The 18,497-nt window shown below is 50.1% G+C and carries 11 protein-coding genes; 8 read left to right on the top strand and 3 right to left on the bottom strand.

Annotated elements, in window-relative coordinates; genetic code table 11:
- Positions 1-134 precede the first annotated feature (134 nt).
- A complete protein-coding gene (gene glmS / locus JMI88_RS33225; protein ID WP_201366328.1) occupies positions 135-2,003 on the bottom strand; it encodes a glutamine--fructose-6-phosphate transaminase (isomerizing) in 1,869 nt (622 codons plus the stop codon).
- A gap of 654 nt (positions 2,004-2,657) precedes the next feature.
- On the opposite strand from glmS, the gene JMI88_RS40295 reads away from it, so the two are divergent.
- From JMI88_RS40295 to JMI88_RS33190, 7 genes are all read left to right on the top strand, one after another.
- Positions 2,658-4,655 (top strand): ABC transporter ATP-binding protein, encoded by a 1,998-nt coding sequence (locus tag JMI88_RS40295; RefSeq protein ID WP_201366327.1) that lies wholly within the window; start codon positions 2,658-2,660, stop codon positions 4,653-4,655.
- Positions 4,656-5,056: 401 nt separating this feature from the next.
- Positions 5,057-6,265, top strand: coding sequence for a WD40/YVTN/BNR-like repeat-containing protein (locus tag JMI88_RS33215; protein ID WP_201366326.1), 1,209 nt, complete (start codon positions 5,057-5,059; stop codon positions 6,263-6,265).
- 322 nt (positions 6,266-6,587) lie between these two features.
- On the top strand, positions 6,588-7,025 hold the full coding sequence (locus JMI88_RS33210; protein WP_201366325.1) for a hypothetical protein: 438 nt from the start codon (positions 6,588-6,590) through the stop codon (positions 7,023-7,025).
- Between the two features lie 431 nt (positions 7,026-7,456).
- Positions 7,457-9,103: a double zinc ribbon and FHA domain-containing protein gene (locus JMI88_RS33205; protein WP_201366324.1), complete on the top strand. Its 1,647-nt coding sequence runs from the start codon at positions 7,457-7,459 to the stop codon at positions 9,101-9,103.
- Positions 9,104-9,612: 509 nt separating this feature from the next.
- A complete protein-coding gene (locus tag JMI88_RS33200; RefSeq protein ID WP_201366323.1) occupies positions 9,613-10,041 on the top strand; it encodes a hypothetical protein in 429 nt (142 codons plus the stop codon).
- Positions 10,042-10,409: 368 nt separating this feature from the next.
- Complete coding sequence (locus tag JMI88_RS33195; RefSeq protein ID WP_201366322.1) at positions 10,410-13,148, top strand: valine--tRNA ligase; 2,739 nt, start codon at positions 10,410-10,412, stop codon at positions 13,146-13,148.
- 764 nt (positions 13,149-13,912) lie between these two features.
- Entirely contained in the window at positions 13,913-14,884 is a 972-nt protein-coding gene (locus JMI88_RS33190) for a GAF domain-containing protein (RefSeq protein WP_201366321.1), read from the top strand.
- Positions 14,885-15,691: 807 nt separating this feature from the next.
- Here JMI88_RS33190 and JMI88_RS33185 read toward each other — a convergent pair.
- Together JMI88_RS33185 and JMI88_RS33180 are read right to left on the bottom strand one after the other, a co-directional pair.
- Positions 15,692-16,387 carry a VC0807 family protein gene (locus JMI88_RS33185; RefSeq protein WP_201366320.1) on the bottom strand — a complete coding sequence of 232 codons (696 nt, stop codon included), beginning with the start codon at positions 16,385-16,387 and terminating at the stop codon, positions 15,692-15,694.
- A 145-nt stretch (positions 16,388-16,532) separates the two neighbouring features.
- Positions 16,533-17,147: a DUF6585 family protein gene (locus JMI88_RS33180; protein ID WP_201366319.1), complete on the bottom strand. Its 615-nt coding sequence runs from the start codon at positions 17,145-17,147 to the stop codon at positions 16,533-16,535.
- Positions 17,148-17,726: 579 nt separating this feature from the next.
- Here JMI88_RS33180 and JMI88_RS33175 point away from each other — a divergent pair.
- A complete protein-coding gene (locus JMI88_RS33175) occupies positions 17,727-18,440 on the top strand; it encodes a zinc ribbon domain-containing protein (protein ID WP_201366318.1) in 714 nt (237 codons plus the stop codon).
- Positions 18,441-18,497: the final 57 nt, after the last annotated feature.

The following is an 18,497-nucleotide window of genomic DNA, read 5'->3' as shown; positions in this document are numbered from 1 at the left end:
GCAAGGTAGGGTTTCTGAGATAAGCGATCCTGAGGCTCGAATTTATCCAACGTTTTCGTGGGGTGAGAGGGAAATCGGGTGCAAGACCCGAACCTATGGTGATGGGGCATGCGTGCATGCCCCATCGGTGTTTTTTATTCGACGGTGACGGATTTGGCGAGGTTGCGGGGCTGGTCGACGTTGCAGCCACGGGCGACGGCTACGTGGTAGGCAAAGAGCTGCAATGGTACCGAGGCCAGCAGGGGACTGAAGACTTCGAGCGTGGCCGGGACGTACATGATGTCGTTGGCGTGCTGGCGAATGTTTTCGTCTCCTTCGGTGGCAACGACGATGATATGGGCATCGCGCGCGCGGACTTCCTGGATGTTGCTGACCACTTTCTCATAGACATGAGAGGTGGTGGCGATACCTATCAGTGGCGTTGCGGGATCGAGCAGAGCGATTGAGCCGTGCTTGAGCTCGCCAGCCGGGAAGCCTTCGGCGTGGATGTATGAGATCTCCTTGAGCTTTAGGGCGCCCTCCAAGGCAGTAGGATAGCCAACGCCACGGCCGATGAACATGATGCTGTTGACTGTCGCCATGCTTTTAGCCAGAGGCTCGATGATATCGCCCTCGCTGTTGGCCTGGTCGAGAATACGCTGAATCTGGTCAGGGAGTTGATCCAGAGAAGTCAGGAATTCGCGCATCTGATCTTCGTGGATGCGATCACGCGATTGACCCAGGTAGAGTCCCAGCATGTAGAGGACCGCAACCGAGCTGACAAAGGTCTTGGTGGCGACCACACCAATCTCAGGACCCGCCTGCAGATAGAGTACTGCATCGGCCAGGCGGGTGATGGCGCTGGAGACTATATTAGTGACGGCGATCACCGGGGCCCCATGTTCGCGAGCCTGGCGGATACCGACCAGCGTATCGGCTGTCTCACCTGATTGGGTGACGGCGATACAGAGGGTCTCGGGTCCGACGATGGGATCGCAGTAGCGGAATTCGGCGGCCGTGATGGTCTCAACCGGGATACGCGCCCACTTCTCGATAGCATATTTGGCGATCATTCCGGCGTGGTAGGAGGTGCCGCAGGCGACGACGAGGATACGCTGAATATTATTGAGCAGCCCTGCATGTTCCATGCGTTCAAGTTCAGGCAGGTGAAGCTGACCATCGCGGCTGCGACCGGTCAATGCGCGGCGCAGAGCCTCTGGCTGCTCGTTGATTTCTTTGATCACAAAATGCGGATAGCCACCTTTTTCAGCCGCTTCAATATCCCAATCGATCGTCAAGGGTGCACGCTCGATAGCCGTTCCATACAGAGTTGTCAATTTCACGCCCTCAGGACGCAGCTCGGCTACTTCTCCCTCTTCGAGAATCAGGATGCGGCGCGTATGCTTGAGGATGGCGGGAATATCGGAGGCCAGGAACTGCTCGTTTTCTCCCAATCCTACAATCAAGGGACCGGCACAACGGGCTCCGACCAACAGATCGGGATGTTCGCGGCTCACCACGCCGATAGAATAAGCGCCAGTCACGTGTTGCAGGGCTGTGCGCACAGCCAGCACCAGGTCATGATTGGCCGCACCAAAGTATTCGCGTTCAATCAGATGGGCCAGCACCTCGCTATCGGTCTCGGACTGGAAAACGTGGCCATCTTGCTGTAGCGCACGCCGCAGTTCAGCATAATTTTCGATAATGCCATTATGCACAACTGTCAGACTGCCACTGCAATCGGGATGGGGATGGGCATTGGTATCGTTTGGTCGCCCATGGGTTGCCCAGCGCGTATGGCCAATACCGAGCGTGCTATCACCAGGGCGAGAACCATTTTCAACGGTCGCAACAAGATTAGCAATTTTGCCTGCCTGGCGATGGAGATCAATCGTACCGGTGGAATTTAAAACCGCAATACCAGCGGAGTCATATCCGCGATATTCGAGCTTGGAGAGGCCATCAAGCAATATGGAAGTGACATCGATCTCTTTTGAGCCGACGTAGCCTATGATACCGCACATGGTGTCGGGTACCTTTCTATATTGTAGTAATAAAACTAGATTGTTCTACTACATCACTGAGAACGGTTTGTCCTGGTCGTTACCGGCAGGCGTTGTGTGTTCTCTTCTCAGGGACGTGATAACCCCTGGAGGCTCCCCGCTGATAATTCCGAACAGCCTCCTCCTCGTCAACCGGGCTTCCTCCTCTAGCCCGGCCCATGCGCTACTAGAAACAACTACGTATAATCATGTACTGAAGTATACCATGGTGATGGTGAAGATACGGTGTTTGCCTGGTTAAGGTCCTGTTTAATAGTACAAATGGCTCAGTCTGCTCTTTACAGGCTGTAACCAGTCAGTAGTGGTCGCTGAGTTTTCCTATATTTATAACGACTGATCCGGTGTTATTTTCTCCACCAGGAAATGTTAACGTGCGTCGAGAGAGAAATCGGGCGCGAGGGCCGAACCTACGGCGTTGGTACATCCTGGTAAAATCGACAGGCTGAAAAACCGTCTTCTTGGACAGTGCGCTCAACAAAAAAATCTACTATACTATCTTAATAGAAGAATTTATGATGATTATACTTCAGACTTTGCGCGCAAAGTTACAAAGCAGTTAAGAAAGAATCTTTCTGGGAGAGAAACAGGTATGGGTTTTCATCGCATGGGAGGGGGATGTCCTCCTACTTAGAGGAGCAGAAGCTTCGGGGCCGTAAGACCGATGCTCGCACAGTCAGGCGCGTTGTTGAAGCATTTAAGCCGTACAAATGGCAGGTTGTGCTCGTTTTGATCGCTATTATTGTGACCACGGTGTTGGGGCTAATCAATCCTTTATTGATTGAGCGTGTCTTTGACGATGCCATCTTAAAAAAGAATATGCCCCTGCTGATCATTTATGTCAGCATCATGATCATTACACCGATTATCACAGGTCTGATTGGCGTCTGGCAATCCTATCTTAATAACATCATCGGACAGCGCGTGATGCGAGACTTCCGCAACCGTCTCTATCAGCATCTCCAGAATATGTCCCTGCGCTTCTTTACCGCCACGCGTACCGGCGAGATTCAGTCGCGGCTCTCCAATGATGTCAACGGCGTGCAATCGGTGGTCACCAACACCGCTACCAGCATCGTCTCAAATATCTCAACCGTTGTCAGCACCATCATCGCCATGTTGCTACTCAGTCCCATATTGACCCTTATCTCATTAGGGCTCTTGCCACTCTTTCTCTGGATCACCGTCAAAGTTGGTGGTATTCGTCGCATCACCAGCAAAGAGACCCAGCAGACTATGGCCTCTATGACCGCCATGATGCAAGAAACCCTATCCGTCAGCGGCATCCTGCTCATGAAAACCTTTGGTCGGCAGAAATACGCACAAGAGCTGTTCGAGAAAGAGAACCAGAAGCTAACCGACCTCGAAGTACGCCAGCAAATGATTGGACGCTGGTTCTTCATGTCGATCAACATCTTCTTCTCGATCATCCCAGCCGTTGTTTACCTGGTGGCTGGAGCACAGATCATCTCGCATAGCGACCCCTTCATGACCTTCGGTAAGATTGTGGCGTTCACTACCCTTCAGAGCCGTATCTTCTTCCCAATCGGTCAGCTCTTATCGATCCAAGTTGATGTCCAGGGTTCCCTGGCCCTCTTTGATCGCATATTCGAGTATCTGGACATCCCGATTGAAATCAAAGACAAGCCCAACGCTTTGCGCCTGACGACTGATCAGTCTCGTGGTCGTGTCACCTTCAATAACGTCTCATTTACCTACAAAAAGGATCTTCCAGACATACTGATTCCTTTGCCTGAAGCCGCAGCCAAAAATGGCAGTAACGGTAAACGCGGCTTATTCTCTCTGCGTCGTCTGCCAACTGATAACGGAGCGGCTGCAGAAGAGAGCAAGAATGGGCACAATGGCAAGTCCAGCGCAGCTGTTTTGGAAGTTCCAGAAGAGCCACGCCAGACGCTGCGGAACGTCTCTTTCGAGATTCAGCCCGGCCAACTTGCTGCGCTGGTAGGACCCAGCGGGGCTGGCAAGACGACCATAACTTATATGGTGCCCCGACTTTATGATGTCGATGAAGGATCAGTAGAAATCGATAGCCACAACGTCAAAGATATTGCCCTGGCCTCGCTTGGCGAGCTCATCGGCGTGGTTACGCAAGAGACCTATCTGTTACACTCATCGGTACGCGACAATCTGCTGTATGCGCGTGCGGATGCGACCGAGGAAGAGATGATCGCGGCCACCAAAGCTGCCGCCATTCATGATCGTATCATGGAGCTCTCCGATGGCTACGATACCATCGTAGGCGAGCGCGGCTACCGGCTCTCAGGCGGCGAAAAACAACGCATCGCCATCGCCCGCGTGATCCTTAAGAATCCGCGCATCCTGATTCTTGACGAGGCCACCAGCGCCCTGGACACGCACTCCGAACGCCTGATTCAGGCTGCGTTGGAGCCATTAATGAAGGGACGCACCACCCTGGCCATCGCGCACCGCCTCTCTACCATTCTTTCCGCTGACATCATCCTGGTAGTTGATAAAGGAGAAATCGTCGAGCGTGGAACGCACGAGGAGCTCCTAACAGCAGGCGGTATGTATGCGCGCCTCTACAACGAACAGTTTGGCAAAGCCATCCTCGACGAAGAAGAAACCATAGTTTAAAAGGGAGATGCATGCTTCCCATGGTCATGGGAAGCAAAGCACCCCGTGCGGACGTCCGCATGCGCGGCCGAGCCTTTTTTATGATGTGGTGTGAAACTTGTGCTGAGCACAGGTTTCACACCACATCATAAAAAATAATTTTGAGCACCGCAGGTGCGAAGCGTCAGGGGCCGAAGGCGCGAAATATATGGCTTTCAAACACTTTTTTTATCTTCTATAGAGCGTGATGTATATGGTGTGCGCTGTACCATATACATCACGCTCTATAAGTCATATTTTTTATTGTTTTCAGCTTTGCATAAATTATGGTCGGAGACGTTGTAATTATGTGCGATGGCACATACAATACGGAGGAGTTATTACTTTCTACAGACAACATATATCTCTAGAGGAATTAACATATGCATACTTCACGCTACCGTAAGCCTGGGCCGGCCTCTGGCCGGCGCCTCTGGCCTCTGGTCTCTTTTAGTCTGCTTGGCATTATTTGTTTGCTGGCATTGGCTGGTTGTGGAGCTGCGAACGGCGGAACCTCAGATGACAATTCGATTGTAGTTTTGCCCACGCCGACCCCTGGAGTCAGTCAACCAGTTTCGCTACAAGCTATCCATATGATCGACGACAAAAATGGCTGGGCGGTTACCCCAGACGGGCATGTACTGCATACTACGCAAGGAGTGGCGCAATGGAAGGACATCACCCCAACAGCAGGTGCGCCACAACCAACCTTTAGCACTGCGACTTTCCTGGATGCTCAAAACGCCTGGATTGCGGGGCAGGTCAATGACAAAATCTCCATCTGGCGTACTTATACCGGAGGGGATTTATGGCTAGAATCTCCACTAGCCATATCAGGTCAGGGAGTCATTAATATCAACTTTATTGATCCACTACATGGATGGCTGCTACTCAAAAACGGTGCCAGCAAGCCTGACAGTGAGCCAGTGGCTATTTTATCAACTACCGATGGTGGCAATAACTGGTATCAAATAGATAACGCCAGTCAGTCGAGCAGCGCCAATCTTAGCGCCTTGCCAGCCAACAACGAAAAAACAGGCATCAGCTTTAAATCCACTACACAGGGCTGGGTGACCGGATATACTGCCGAGCAGAATACGCCCATCTTCTACGCCAGTACTGACGCTGGCTATACCTGGACCGTTCAGCCCCTGACACTGCCTGGCAAGAGCGCCATCCGTACTTTTCCACCAGTTTTTTTCGGACAGAATGATGGTATTCTGCCTGCGCAACTGGTCGACAACAGTCACGCGGTCGTCATTTACAACACGCATGATGGAGGGAAAACCTGGAAAAGCAATCCAGTCGCCTCTGACATCACTACAACTGTCAGTTTCATCAATGCCAATCAAGGCTGGGCGGTGGGTAGTAACAATAATGGAGGCAATATCTACAATACTAACGACGGTGGTAAAAGCTGGCATCGGGGTACGCAATTAGGTGGAGACGTGGTCACAATTGAGTCTCTGCAGTTTGTGTCGGCCGGCAACGGCTGGGCTATTGGTACCACAAAGGCTGGCACCATACAACTCTACCAGAGCACCGATGGCGGCAAAAGCTGGGCTGTTGTCAAGACCAGCGCCACATCCTGACCTTCTCAAACTGTGCCTGACTCCCTTGCCCATCGTGGTCTCTCCGCCTCACGCTACGCTCCTGCGGAGCTCAAAAGGATTTTCATGTTAGTGCAAGAAGTGCACAAAGAGCACTTCTTGCACTAACATGAAAAAGAGATTGGGGGCGCCGCGCCCCCAGGCTGGTGAGCCATGACAGGACTCAGCGTGCCAGACTCCCGGCACGCTGAAAACATATCCAACTTTCTGGCAGTAAAAGCGTAGATAAATACGGAAGAATTCTTAAATACCATCTAACGCATACTTTATACAATAGAAGATAAAATTATTGGAGGATTAAGTCATGGATGCGCGTTTCTATAATCTACGCGATCAGGAAATTAATATTGAAACATTGGCAAATAATCTGGTTAATGCTTATCAAGCTCAGGGATATAAAGCACAATATATTGGCAATCAGGACCATGTCCTGGTGCAGTTTAAGAAGGGTAGCGACATCGAGGCCGTCCTTGGTCTGCAGGCGGCTCTTTCGCTCTCATTGCAGCGCACCAGTGGCGGCATAATGGCGACTATTGGGCAGCAGAAGTGGGTAGATAAACTGGCCATAGGCGCAGCCAGCGTCTTTGTTCCGGTACTGGCTCCCTTGCTGTTTACCGCCGGCTTTGGCGCCTTCCGCCAGTTTAACCTGGCCGGACAAATTTTCACTATGCTGGATGGATTGGTGCGTCAGCAGTACCCAGACGTACAGGTTAATCCTACCGCCCAGGGAAGCGCCTTCTAAGGAAGCTACAGCAGATACAGACCATGCCAGTCAGGTGTATGCTGAAAAAATGCATACACCTGCTTCTTATATAGATGCAGCCAGAGCACGTTTGGAACGCATGAGTTTCGTGCCTGCGGCTCCTGACGCTACGCGCCTTCAGCGCTCAAAAATAAGGAAGGCACATCTTTTTGCCAGGTAAAAAACGTCAAAGGAAGTATGGTATACTCTATCGGGAAGAGGGCAAAGCTACTTTTTTATTGTTCAACTCTCAGCCGGCAGATACGTAGATAAGAGTAGATGGCCAGCACTGGCAGAGTGCTTAAGGTTCGTTCATTGAGGCCAGATACAAATCGTATTCGAGCAATGCATCAGCCAGCAGATGGCTGTACTCATACGATAAATACATTGAGCAAGCAGATAAGAAATAAAGCTACGTTGGAGGATAACGGATGGATGCCCGCTTTTACAATTCAGATGATATAGACGTGGAGCGTTTAGCGATTGACATCTCCAATGTCTATATTGCCCAGGGTTATCAAGCGCAGCACTTTGGCAATCGAGATCAAATGCTGATTCAGCTAAAAAAAGGCGGTGATTTCGAGGCAATTATTGGTATGCAGGCAGCAATCTCGCTGACCATCCAGCGTACAGCGGGTGGTATTCTCGCGATGATTGGTCGACAGCGCTGGGTAGACAAAGCAGCGGTCGGCGCGGTCGGGCTGGTCGCTTTTCCGGTCCTGTGGCCACTGGCGCTGACAGCGGGCGCAGGCGCATTACGCCAGGCCAGCCTGGGGAATCAGGCCTTGAATATCGTGGACGGCCTGGTACGCCAGCAGCGCCCAGGAATCCAGGCAGGTCCGATCCCTGCCTACCTTGTACCGCAGATTCAGCAGCAGTGGGGACAGCCTAACCAGCCGCAGCAGCAGATTCCTTACTATATTCCTTCAAACACAGTCGTTGAAGAGGCGCCCCAACCACTATTACAATCGCCGATGCCAGCCCCGGCAGCCTCGCCCGCGGGTTTGCGCTGTGCGCACTGTAATACACCCTATGAGCCAGGAGACACCTTCTGTTCAGGCTGTGGACGCGCCCTGACCGCTCCTAAACTCTACTGTTCCAACTGCAACTCTGAGTTGAAAGCTGGTACCTCTTTCTGTCCAAAGTGCGGTGCTTCAACATTCAGTACCGTGTCAGCTTCTCAGTCCGCGACCCCGCAGCCGAATCCGGCTCCGCAGTCGCCAAGATATACGCCACCAACGCCACCGCCAGCGGCACCTCAGGCACCGGTGTATCAACCGCCAAAGCCAACGTATACGCCACCAGCTGCTCAACCAGCAAAGCCAACGTATACGCCACCGACGCCAGCGTATACACCGCCGCCGGCACCTGTTTATACGCCGCCGACAACTCAAACGCCAGCGTCACCACCGCAGCCACAGGTATACTATACGCCATCCAGTCAGCCGCCGGCCGATGCTCAGCCAAAGCCGCAGCAGCCGCCTGAGCAATACTATGTGCCGCCAACCACCCAGGAGCCGTCTGTTAAGCCGCAGCCGAAGGTAACGATGGTGCCCAGCACGCCCCATCAAACCCCACCGCCACCGCAGCAGCCACGGCCACAGAAACAATATTACGTTCCATCTAATCCAGATGCCCTTAAGGCGCAGCAGGAGGCGATGGCGCAATCCACTCTGCCAAGTTCAGCATCCCAGGCGATTGCGGCCCAACCCATGCAGCCCGCCCAGCAAGCACATGCTGCCAACCGGTCCACCGAGCCATGGGGTACACTGACATTTGGCAACAATGGACAGCAGATCCAACTGAGTGGCGAACGAGCGGCTGTCGGACGCTATGACCATGACCTGGGTGGTGTCAAGCCAGAAGTTGATCTGAGCAATTTTGACGGCGCCGACACCGTCTCCCGTCTCCACGCAGCCATTGAGCGTAGCGGGAACAGCTACACACTTACCGACCTGAATAGTACCAACTCCACGCGCATCAACGGTAAGCGCCTGGAGCCAGACACTCCCACGCCGATCAATGACGGTGATACCCTACAATTTGGCAAGATAACCTGTACCTTCAAGAAGATGTAGTGTTATCCAAAAAGCATACATCAGAGCAGCAGAAAAAGCTGCTCTGATGTATGCTTTTTTTATTGCGAATTTTCTTACAACATATTGGGAATCAGAGCGTCCCTGGGCCTGGGGAACGCAGGCGTCCCCACTCTCTTTTTCATGACTGGTGCAGCAGGTGCGCATTCGCGCACCTGCTGCACCAGTCATGAAAGGACATCCTGAGCACGGGAGGTGTGTAAACCCATGCACCGTGCATGCGGATGCTATGGGAGCCTGACACTCTTTCAGAGCGTGTCCGAAAGCCATAGGATTCGCGCCTTCAAGCTGAGGCAAGGAGGAGGAAGAGATCATGCCCCCAGCATGCTCGTAATGTCCCCGACATTCTCGTCAGCACCTATGACGCTACGTGCCTGCGGTGCTCAAAACAGTTTTTATTTAATGGTGTAAAATTGAAGAAGTATGATATGCTTATGTGGAGGAAATCGAGGGCAAGCTCTGAACCGACATTGCAAAGGATAACGAGCGACATGGACGTTTTTGCAGATGCAAGTTTCCTGACACAACAGCTGCTTTATTTTACTGGTGGAGCTATTTTAATGATCTCTATTTTGTCGGCCATTATTTTTTGCGGGCTGCGTATACACAAACTGCGATTGCTGGCCGAAAAAAGGCCTGCTGAGGCTTGCAGCTACAATGCATGGCTGATATTACTGGATTATATAGTTTACGCTTTACTGGCCTTTCTCGGATCATTTTTGCTGGCTAGCATTCCACTGATGACGGCCCTGTATATAGGATCGCTGATAGGTCAAAAGCCCTTGCCACTCTTGCCATTATTAATAGGTGGGGCCACCATTGGTCTGGCAGTAGGTTGCTATGTGATGGTCAAATTTCTCTATAGCAAAATGACGTTTGAAGATAGTCTCCTTTCCTCAATTGCCAGAGAAACACGATAAGCATGTAGTTAAAAATTGAAAAGCTGCGCATGGGCTTGACATTTGTGCTCTAACTCGATAGACTGATGTAAACAAGAATGTATACTGGCTATGATCAGGAGGAGTAGGAGCGACTCCCGTTAGAGAGGGAAGATCTAGAGGCTGAAAGTCTTCCTCGGAATGAGCGCAACGAAGGTCGCCTGTGAGCCTGGAAACCAATGTATTACATAATTTCCACGGGGGTGCCCGATACAGCACTGCTGAGGATCAACTTGAAAAGCGCCACATATGTGTGCAGGCCAGTTGATCGAAACAAGGTGGTACCACGAGTTACGTCCTTTCTCGTCCTTGACGGGAAGGGCTTTTTTTATGTGTTATGAGAGGTGGATATGATCGAGCAGGAAAAGACAGTAGAGACAACGCCGATCACTGATGTTGCAGCATTGCCCAAGGCATATGAGCCCCAGGCAGTTGAAGCCAGGTGGTATCGCTTTTGGGAAGAAGGTGGCTACTTTAAGCCCCGTCCTAACCCTGCACGCAAACCGTTTGTGATTACCATGCCACCACCCAATGTGACAGGTGCGCTACACCTGGGGCATGCGATCACCGCGACGCTTGAAGATATTATGATCCGTTATCATCGCATGCAGGGTGACGAGACCCTCTGGGTACCTGGCGAGGACCATGCTGGCATCGCAACCCAGACCGTCGTTGAACGCTTGCTGATAAAAGAAGGAACTGATCGCCATAAAATTGGTCGCGAAGCTTTTCTGGAGCGTGTCTGGCAATGGGTGCACCAATATAAGAGCCGCATCCAGGACCAGCATCGCCGGCTGGGCGCCTCCTGTGACTGGTCGCGTGAGCGCTTCACATTGGACGAAGGTCTCTCTAAAGCCGTACGCGAAGTGTTCGTACGTCTCTATGAAGAGGGGCTGATTTATCGTGGCGAGCGTATCATCAACTGGTGCCCTGTCTGCATGAGCGCGCTTTCGGACCTGGAAGTCAACCATGTCAACACCCCAGGTAAACTGACCTACGTGCGTTATCCCTTGAAACCACTGGATGGACAGGTTGGCGGCGAGACCGAATATATCAGCGTAGCTACCACGCGTCCAGAGACAATTCTGGGCGATACTGGCATTGCCGTGAATCCCAACGATCCGCGCTACAAAAACCTGATAGGCCGTATCGCGATTGTCCCGGTCGTCAATCGTGAGATTCCAATTGTAGGGGACGAGGCTGTCGAGGCTGGATTTGGTACCGGTGCTGTCAAAGTCACGCCTGCTCATGATCCAGTCGACTTTGAAATCGGCGCACGCCATAATCTACCACGCGTCCAGGTCATTGGTTTTGACGCCAAAATGACCAGCGAAGCTGGACCTTATGTCGGCCAGGACCGCTATGAGGCGCGCAAAAATCTGGTAGCCGATCTAGAGAACATGGGTCTGGTAGTCAAAGTTGAAGACTACGTCGTACCTCTGGGACGCTGCCAGCGCAGTGATACGGTGGTCGAGCCTCTAATTTCAAAGCAGTGGTTTGTCAAAATGGCACCACTGGCCACACCGGCGCTCAACGCTGTCAAGTATGGCCAGATCAAGATCATACCCGAGCGCTTCAACAAAACCTACTTTGATTGGCTAGAAAACATTCACGACTGGTGTATCTCGCGTCAGCTCTGGTGGGGACATCGCATCCCCGTCTGGTATTGTGATGCCTGCGGAGAAATGACGATCAGCCGTGAAGACGCAACCGTCTGCTCACATTGTGAGAGCACCCAACTGCGGCAGGAAGAGGACGTATTGGACACCTGGTTTAGCTCCTGGCTATGGCCATTTAGCACGCTGGGCTGGCCTGACAATACAGCTGACTTGCAGCGCTACTATCCAAACTCAGTTATGGAGACAGGCTACGATATTATCTTCTTCTGGGTCGCTCGCATGGTCATGTCGGGCATCCATTTCATGGGCAACGCGCCATTCTCAACCATTTACCTGCACGGTCTGGTACGTGACGCCAAAGGCGAAAAGATGAGTAAGTCCAAGGCCAACGTCATTGATCCATTGGAAGTCATGGACAAGTATGGTACCGACGCCCTGCGTTTCACCCTGGCGACCAGTAGTACGCCAGGCAACGACATGAAGCTAATAGACGAGCGCATCATAGGAAACCGCAACTTCGCCAACAAGATCTGGAACGCCTCACGCTTTGTGCTAATGAAGACGGCCGAAATCAGTGGCGGCATACCCACCATTGATGCCTTGCAGCCACAGACCCTGGCTGATCGCTGGATTCTCAACCGCTTCGAGCGACTAACCAGGTCCGTTACACGACTGATTGATGAGTTCCAGTTTGGCGAAGCGGGCCGCCAGATTCACGAATTCTTCTGGTCAGATTATTGTGACTGGTATGTAGAGAGCGCCAAAGTGCAGATGCAAGGAGACGAGCAGGCAAAGCAGAGTACCGCTGCAATCTTACGCGCCGTACTGGATCAAAGTTTGCGCCTCCTGCACCCCTTCATGCCCTTTGTGACCGAAGAGGTCTGGCAATACCTGTATCACTTCAGCGAGCCTGACAAAACTGCCTGGCCATCTCCCGCGCTGATCGTCGCACCCTGGCCACAATATAACGAGGCCCTGGTGGATGAAGAGGCCGAACGGCAATTCAGCCTGATCCAGCACGTTGTCACCTTGATTCGTGACGCGCGCAACCAGATGAACGTTGAGCAATCTCGTCGCATCCCCGTCATCATGGCGGTTGGCAACGACGAAGAAATGTTCACCGCCCAGTCTCAGCTGATCGAGTTCCTGGCCACCACCGAGCGGCCACAACTGCATGCGCAGCTCACTCAGAAACCTGAACAAGCCATGAGCCTGCTCGCAGGCGCAGTGGAGATCTACCTGCCACTGGCAGGCTTGCTCGATATTGACAAAGAGCTAGAGCGGCTGGATAAAGAGATAGCTCAGGCCAGGCAAGAAGTTGCGCGCCTGCAAGGCAAGCTTTCCAACCAAAACTTTGTCACCCGGGCCAAACCCGAGGTAGTAGAGAAAGAGCGTGAAAAGCTAGCGGGGCAGGAAGAGCGCGTTAGCAAACTGCAAGCCCGGCATACTGAGCTGGCAAGCCTGAAATAGGCGCACCACAAAACAGCTCGTATATTCCAGTCTCATCCAGGCATGGAGACAAAAGAAGCGGTCAGAATGGTACCTCCAATCGTTACCATCCTGACCGTTTCCGTTAGACACAAGCACGAACAGAGGAGACACAAGCGTGAACCGGGAAATTATCTACCATGGTGTCGGTTCACTACCAGACGCGCCTCTTTTGCACTACTGATGTATCTGTATATGTACTCTCATCCACATGAGCGGACGACGGATTCTTGTCACGCATCAATTACCCAACAATATATAAATAGCAGGAATTGTCAATAATAGCCTCTTCTGGGCACTGCGATCATATTTCTATGTTATTAAGAGCATAATCTATAGCAAGGCAGTCTGTCAAGACTTTATCATGACTAAATTGACCAACTAAGTCAACTAATAGGCGGATCCGCCAACATTGCCTATTTACAAGCGCTACTATGTCTGTTAGCAAGGTATAGCTACCCGGGCAAGAGTAGTAGAGCGTCTTTATAGAGATAATGAACGCAACAGGGAGAATAAAGTAGTATATAGATGATTCCTGTAGTTAGCAAGAGAAACGAAAGAGCAATCAAGTTGCCCGAAAGTATTAAAGTAAATTGCCAGTCATATTATTTGAGCGGGCAATTAATGGAATGGTGAGAAAAGAATCCTGACACACACTAGCATAGAAAGTGTGATATTATCTAATATAATAGCATATTTAAAAATTAATAGGGTGTGAAAACCTTCTATTTGTTGGTGGTAAAAACATGGAAATGACGTGGCGTGAACTACTTAGAAATATAGCCAGTGACCCCTTGGAGCAGCAAAAAATCCTTGATAGCTTGAATATTAACGCTATGACTTTAAAACGCTGGATTAATGGTGAGACCAATCCTCGTCCACAAAACCTGCGCTTGCTTCTGAATGCACTACCGCAGCATCGAAAACAACTATTGCTGTTACTCACAATGGAATTTCCTTTTCTCAGCCAGGAGATTTCACTCCAGGAGGAACAGAATGCCCTGATCCCAACCGCTTTTTATGAGCAGGTCATGAGTACATATGTTGGTGTTTCGCAACACATGCGTTCTGCGACTGTCAGCAGCCTGATTTTACAGCAAATCCTGAAGCACCTTGATCCTGATCTGAATGGAATGCTAGTTTATGTAGCGCAATGTGTACCTCCAGCTAAAGGGCAGAAGGTGCGTAGTTTGCGTATGATGTCTGGCAATGGTACCGCTCCGTGGAGTACTTATGTTGAATACCATCCGCAATTCTTTGGCGCCGAGTCGCTGGTGGGCTATGCCGTTTCTTCCGGACATCTAACTGCATTGCAGACACAGGATGAGATTCAGCGCATTTTTCCATATGATCAGATTGATGATGTGAGGAGCGCGGCGGCCTCGCCTATCCTGCTGGCTAATCAAACCGTTGGCGCGATATACATAGCCAGTACGCAGGTGGATTTTTTTTCACACGCCCATTTATCTTTAATCCAAAAATACGTTGAACTGATGTGCCTGGCTTTTGATAAGAATGAATTTTACCTACTATCTGATATTTCCCTGGGAGTAATGCCATTACGCGAGCAACAATTACCAGTGCTCATTACTTTTCAATCACATGTGACGCAACAGATTGTACTGGCCGCCCGGGAAAACCGTACCCTGACCCGGCTTCAAGCTGAGAAGATCGCCTGGCAAGAACTGGAAGAGAAATTGTTCCACCACATGAAATAGTATCAGGCACACCGAAGATACATCCGGTGTGCCTGACCATAATAACGGGACGGTGTTACTGGCTACTCCTACACAACCCAACAACCCCCACCTGTAGCCAAACTTCAAACTTTCCTTGCCAGGGAAAGTCACGTCCAGCAATCAAAACTCCTGGATACTCCCTGCATCCCTTCACCTCACCCATGCTGGCTGCCGCACCATTCCACTCGCGATCCCCACCCAACTTCCAGAGTAGGCAACCAGACACTCCATCTGAGTCAGATTGCTTTACGTGCTCGTTGTTAGAGAACGAGGAAGTGTCATCGTTCCGTATATGTTGATGACCAGTAGTGCCCTCTACCACATTCCCCCGCACTCAAATCCATTGCTGCTATAGTAATGCTAAAAAAAGCAATCGGAAACGCCGCCCCTACCGAGCCATTTGAATGAAGCAACTCGTAAGGGCAACGCTGGTTTTCCAGGCGACTGTGCTCATCCAAATGTACGATATAGACTGAAAAAACGGGATGAGCGAAGAGCAATGGAGACGATGGTTTGAACAAGTAGTGACAAGTGGCAATTGCTTCTTCCCCAACCCCACTGAGAGTATAGCATGTGGTATCAGGAAAATCTATGATTTTCCTGTTTAATTATTCTTAACTCTTTAAATATTGAAAAGTTGTAATAATTGTATATATGCTATCGAGGCTATAATTGAGCCTGGTTTTAACGCTGATGCGCATAGAGAAGCCAGGCTCTCTTTGCTATTGATGAGTGGAACTTCATATCATGGGTCACTTAAGTGACTGTTGTTTCATCGTAGGGGCTTTAAGAACCAATGGCTGGAGGATCTTGTTCGCTATTCATCTTATCCCACTCGGCGGCCTGTTTACTTTCTTGTTGTACGCTCCACATGGTAAGCACAATATAGAAGAGGCAGGTCGTCACCAGAATAATAGAGGCAGAGAAAGCGACGGGGATCAGAAAGAAAAGCAGCAGCACAAAGAAAGAGAAGAGCAACTGGCCAAGGCCCCAGCCCGTATTCATGCGGAGAATCATCTGACGATAGCTTGCGCTTTCCTGCCAGTAATCTATATAGTCTGCCATATGATCCGGGGTATGGGCATGACAGTAGCGATCAACGTAGAAGAGCAGTGGCCTACGCAGCCAGCGTGTAAGCAAAGTTACGATGCCTAGAATACCAATTGGCAGCACATAGTGGAGGACAGTCAAGAGCAAAGGCGAAGCATCTGGCACCAGTGCGCCAAGCGTTATCCAGAACAGGATGTACAATGCTACCAGGCCGATCAGGTCCAGGCGGCGCTGCTGATTGTATTGCCATAACACATGACCGAGAGGAAGCAGGGCCACCAGCAACAATGCGAGCGGTGCGGCCAGTCGAGCCATAAATAGCTGGTATGCCATGTAAGGAAAAACCACATCGATAGCAATGGTCTGTAAAATATTGCTGGGAATCACACTGGAAAAATTAAGGCGCCTAAGTGTGCTACGTCCGTCAGCCATAGCTATAATCTCCTTCATATTTCTGACAAAGTAGGCATATACTTCATTATGACACGGACCTTCCTGTGCAGCAACACTCTCGCTCTGCAAAAGACTTCACTCGGGAAGCCTGCTGGCTTCCCAGGCGTCAACAAGAGCGGGCAAGCTAGAATAGCATTTGCTCATCATTTAAAAAGAGGCTGATATTTTTCTTCTTGATCGTAGCTTGTGCTTGCTGGTTCCGCTTCTGGTACTCACGTTCAGCCAGTTGCCCCAGAATATCGATATGCTTCATCATAGCATTAAAGACAAATTTCTTCCCATCCTGACGCCAAATTTTAACTACAGAGGCCGTGTCATTGCTTCTAAAAATGGTGGCTCGTTTATAGCTCACCCTCTTCATCTGTTCCCAGCGCACCACCTCAGCCTGGCTCTTCATAACGCAGATAAAACCTGCAGTATAAATATGTACATGCAGATCTTTGCGTAAAGGTAGCAGCAACGGCTTATATTTGCGCAACCAGCAAACCAACAGGATCGATAGATACAGGAGAGAAACAGTACTGACCAGTGCATAGTAAGCGGTACTGCTCATAGCAATGTTGGTGGAAAAAAAGAAGCCAAAGATGAGCAGAATGATGATAGTTGGAATTGCCGCGATTAAATAGAAGGCATAGAAAAGATCCGAAAGTTTGTAGTTTACTTTCAGTGTAACCACAAATTGATCCAACTTATGGTGTTTACCGAGTTGGTACGCCTCTGCCAGCATCTGATCGGACATATGTGGTGCAACCTCCTTGATATAGTGGTGTGAAATATGCAAAAGTAGGCAATACAGACCTGGAAAGTATTACTATAGTCATCGCGAACGATGGTGAGCCCTGGTTTCATTGTACAAGTAGACAATATTCCTGATTGTATACATTTAAGGGAGCACACATAATAACCATTATTGTGAAGCAGCAATGTAGACATATGGATAATGTAAATTATGATTAGGGCCTGCTAGAGGCTCCCATACTCTCATCATTATTTAGTATGTACCGTTAGAGATTTTGTATTTTTGGCACAAAGCTATATGATCTGGTCTGTTCTAGCATCAACTTCTCAGCAAGGCCAATCATCAAGGACGCTAATGGAGTTTTCCAAAAATAATGCTTTAATATAGAATATATCAGGAATATGGATTTGACCTGCGATTACTTCTGAAGCATAGCGGCCTCAATGAATAGCATCGAAGCTGCTCCCTTATTTTTAAGCTAAAAAGAATGACAAGTAGTGACACATTATTTTTCCATATAAAGAAATCATCGCAGGTTATCATAAATAAGCAAAGAAAAAGGATTCAGAGGAGAAATGCATGAAGCGTTGTAAGACCTGCCAGCATGAAAACGCTCAGGAGAGTATGTACTGCGAGAAATGTGGCGCCCCGCTAAATCATATATACACTACCATGGACTATACTGTTCCCTCACAGTCAATGTATACCACCATCGACAATGAGGCTCAAGTTTCGCCACCGCCGCCGCCTCTCTCCGGCTACTCACCGCCACAGAGCATCAATTACGTTACTTCGCTGGCTCCAGAAAACTATCAAGCTAATGGACCTTATAGTTATTCGTCGCCCGATAACAATCCATATGGCAGCAACTTTGCAGGGGCAATGCCCTTCACCCCTCAGCCTACCAGAGAGCGTAGCGCAGCCGGCTCTGTCGTCAGCAGTCTATTTTATTTATGGGGTCTGTTCTGGGTAGCTTTGGGTTTATTTGGCACTTTTTCAGAGGATCTCCCCTCTGACGCCGATGCGGTTATACTGATAGGCGTCGTCATAATTGGAGTCATTGCGCTGATTTTATTGCTGATCTATTATAAGCAGGCGCGTATACGGAGCGGATGGCGCGCGGTATGGATTCTGGTAGCCTCGGTATTAAGTTTTCTGATACTGCTGGCCTCGGAAGGCATATTGATGATTCAGCATCTTTCAGATAAGACAGAGGCCTATTTGCAGAACTTTTATATTGGTATCCCTCTTTGTATTTATGGATTGGTGGTTACCGTACTGGCTTTTATCTAATGTACTGTATCCTGTGCGATTTGCATCATCAAAGCACTGTCCGTTTGTGGATGTGCC

This window comes from Dictyobacter formicarum, assembly GCF_016587435.1.
The sequence above is the reverse complement of the archived record's forward strand: the minus strand, read 5'-3'. Positions and strand labels throughout refer to the sequence as shown.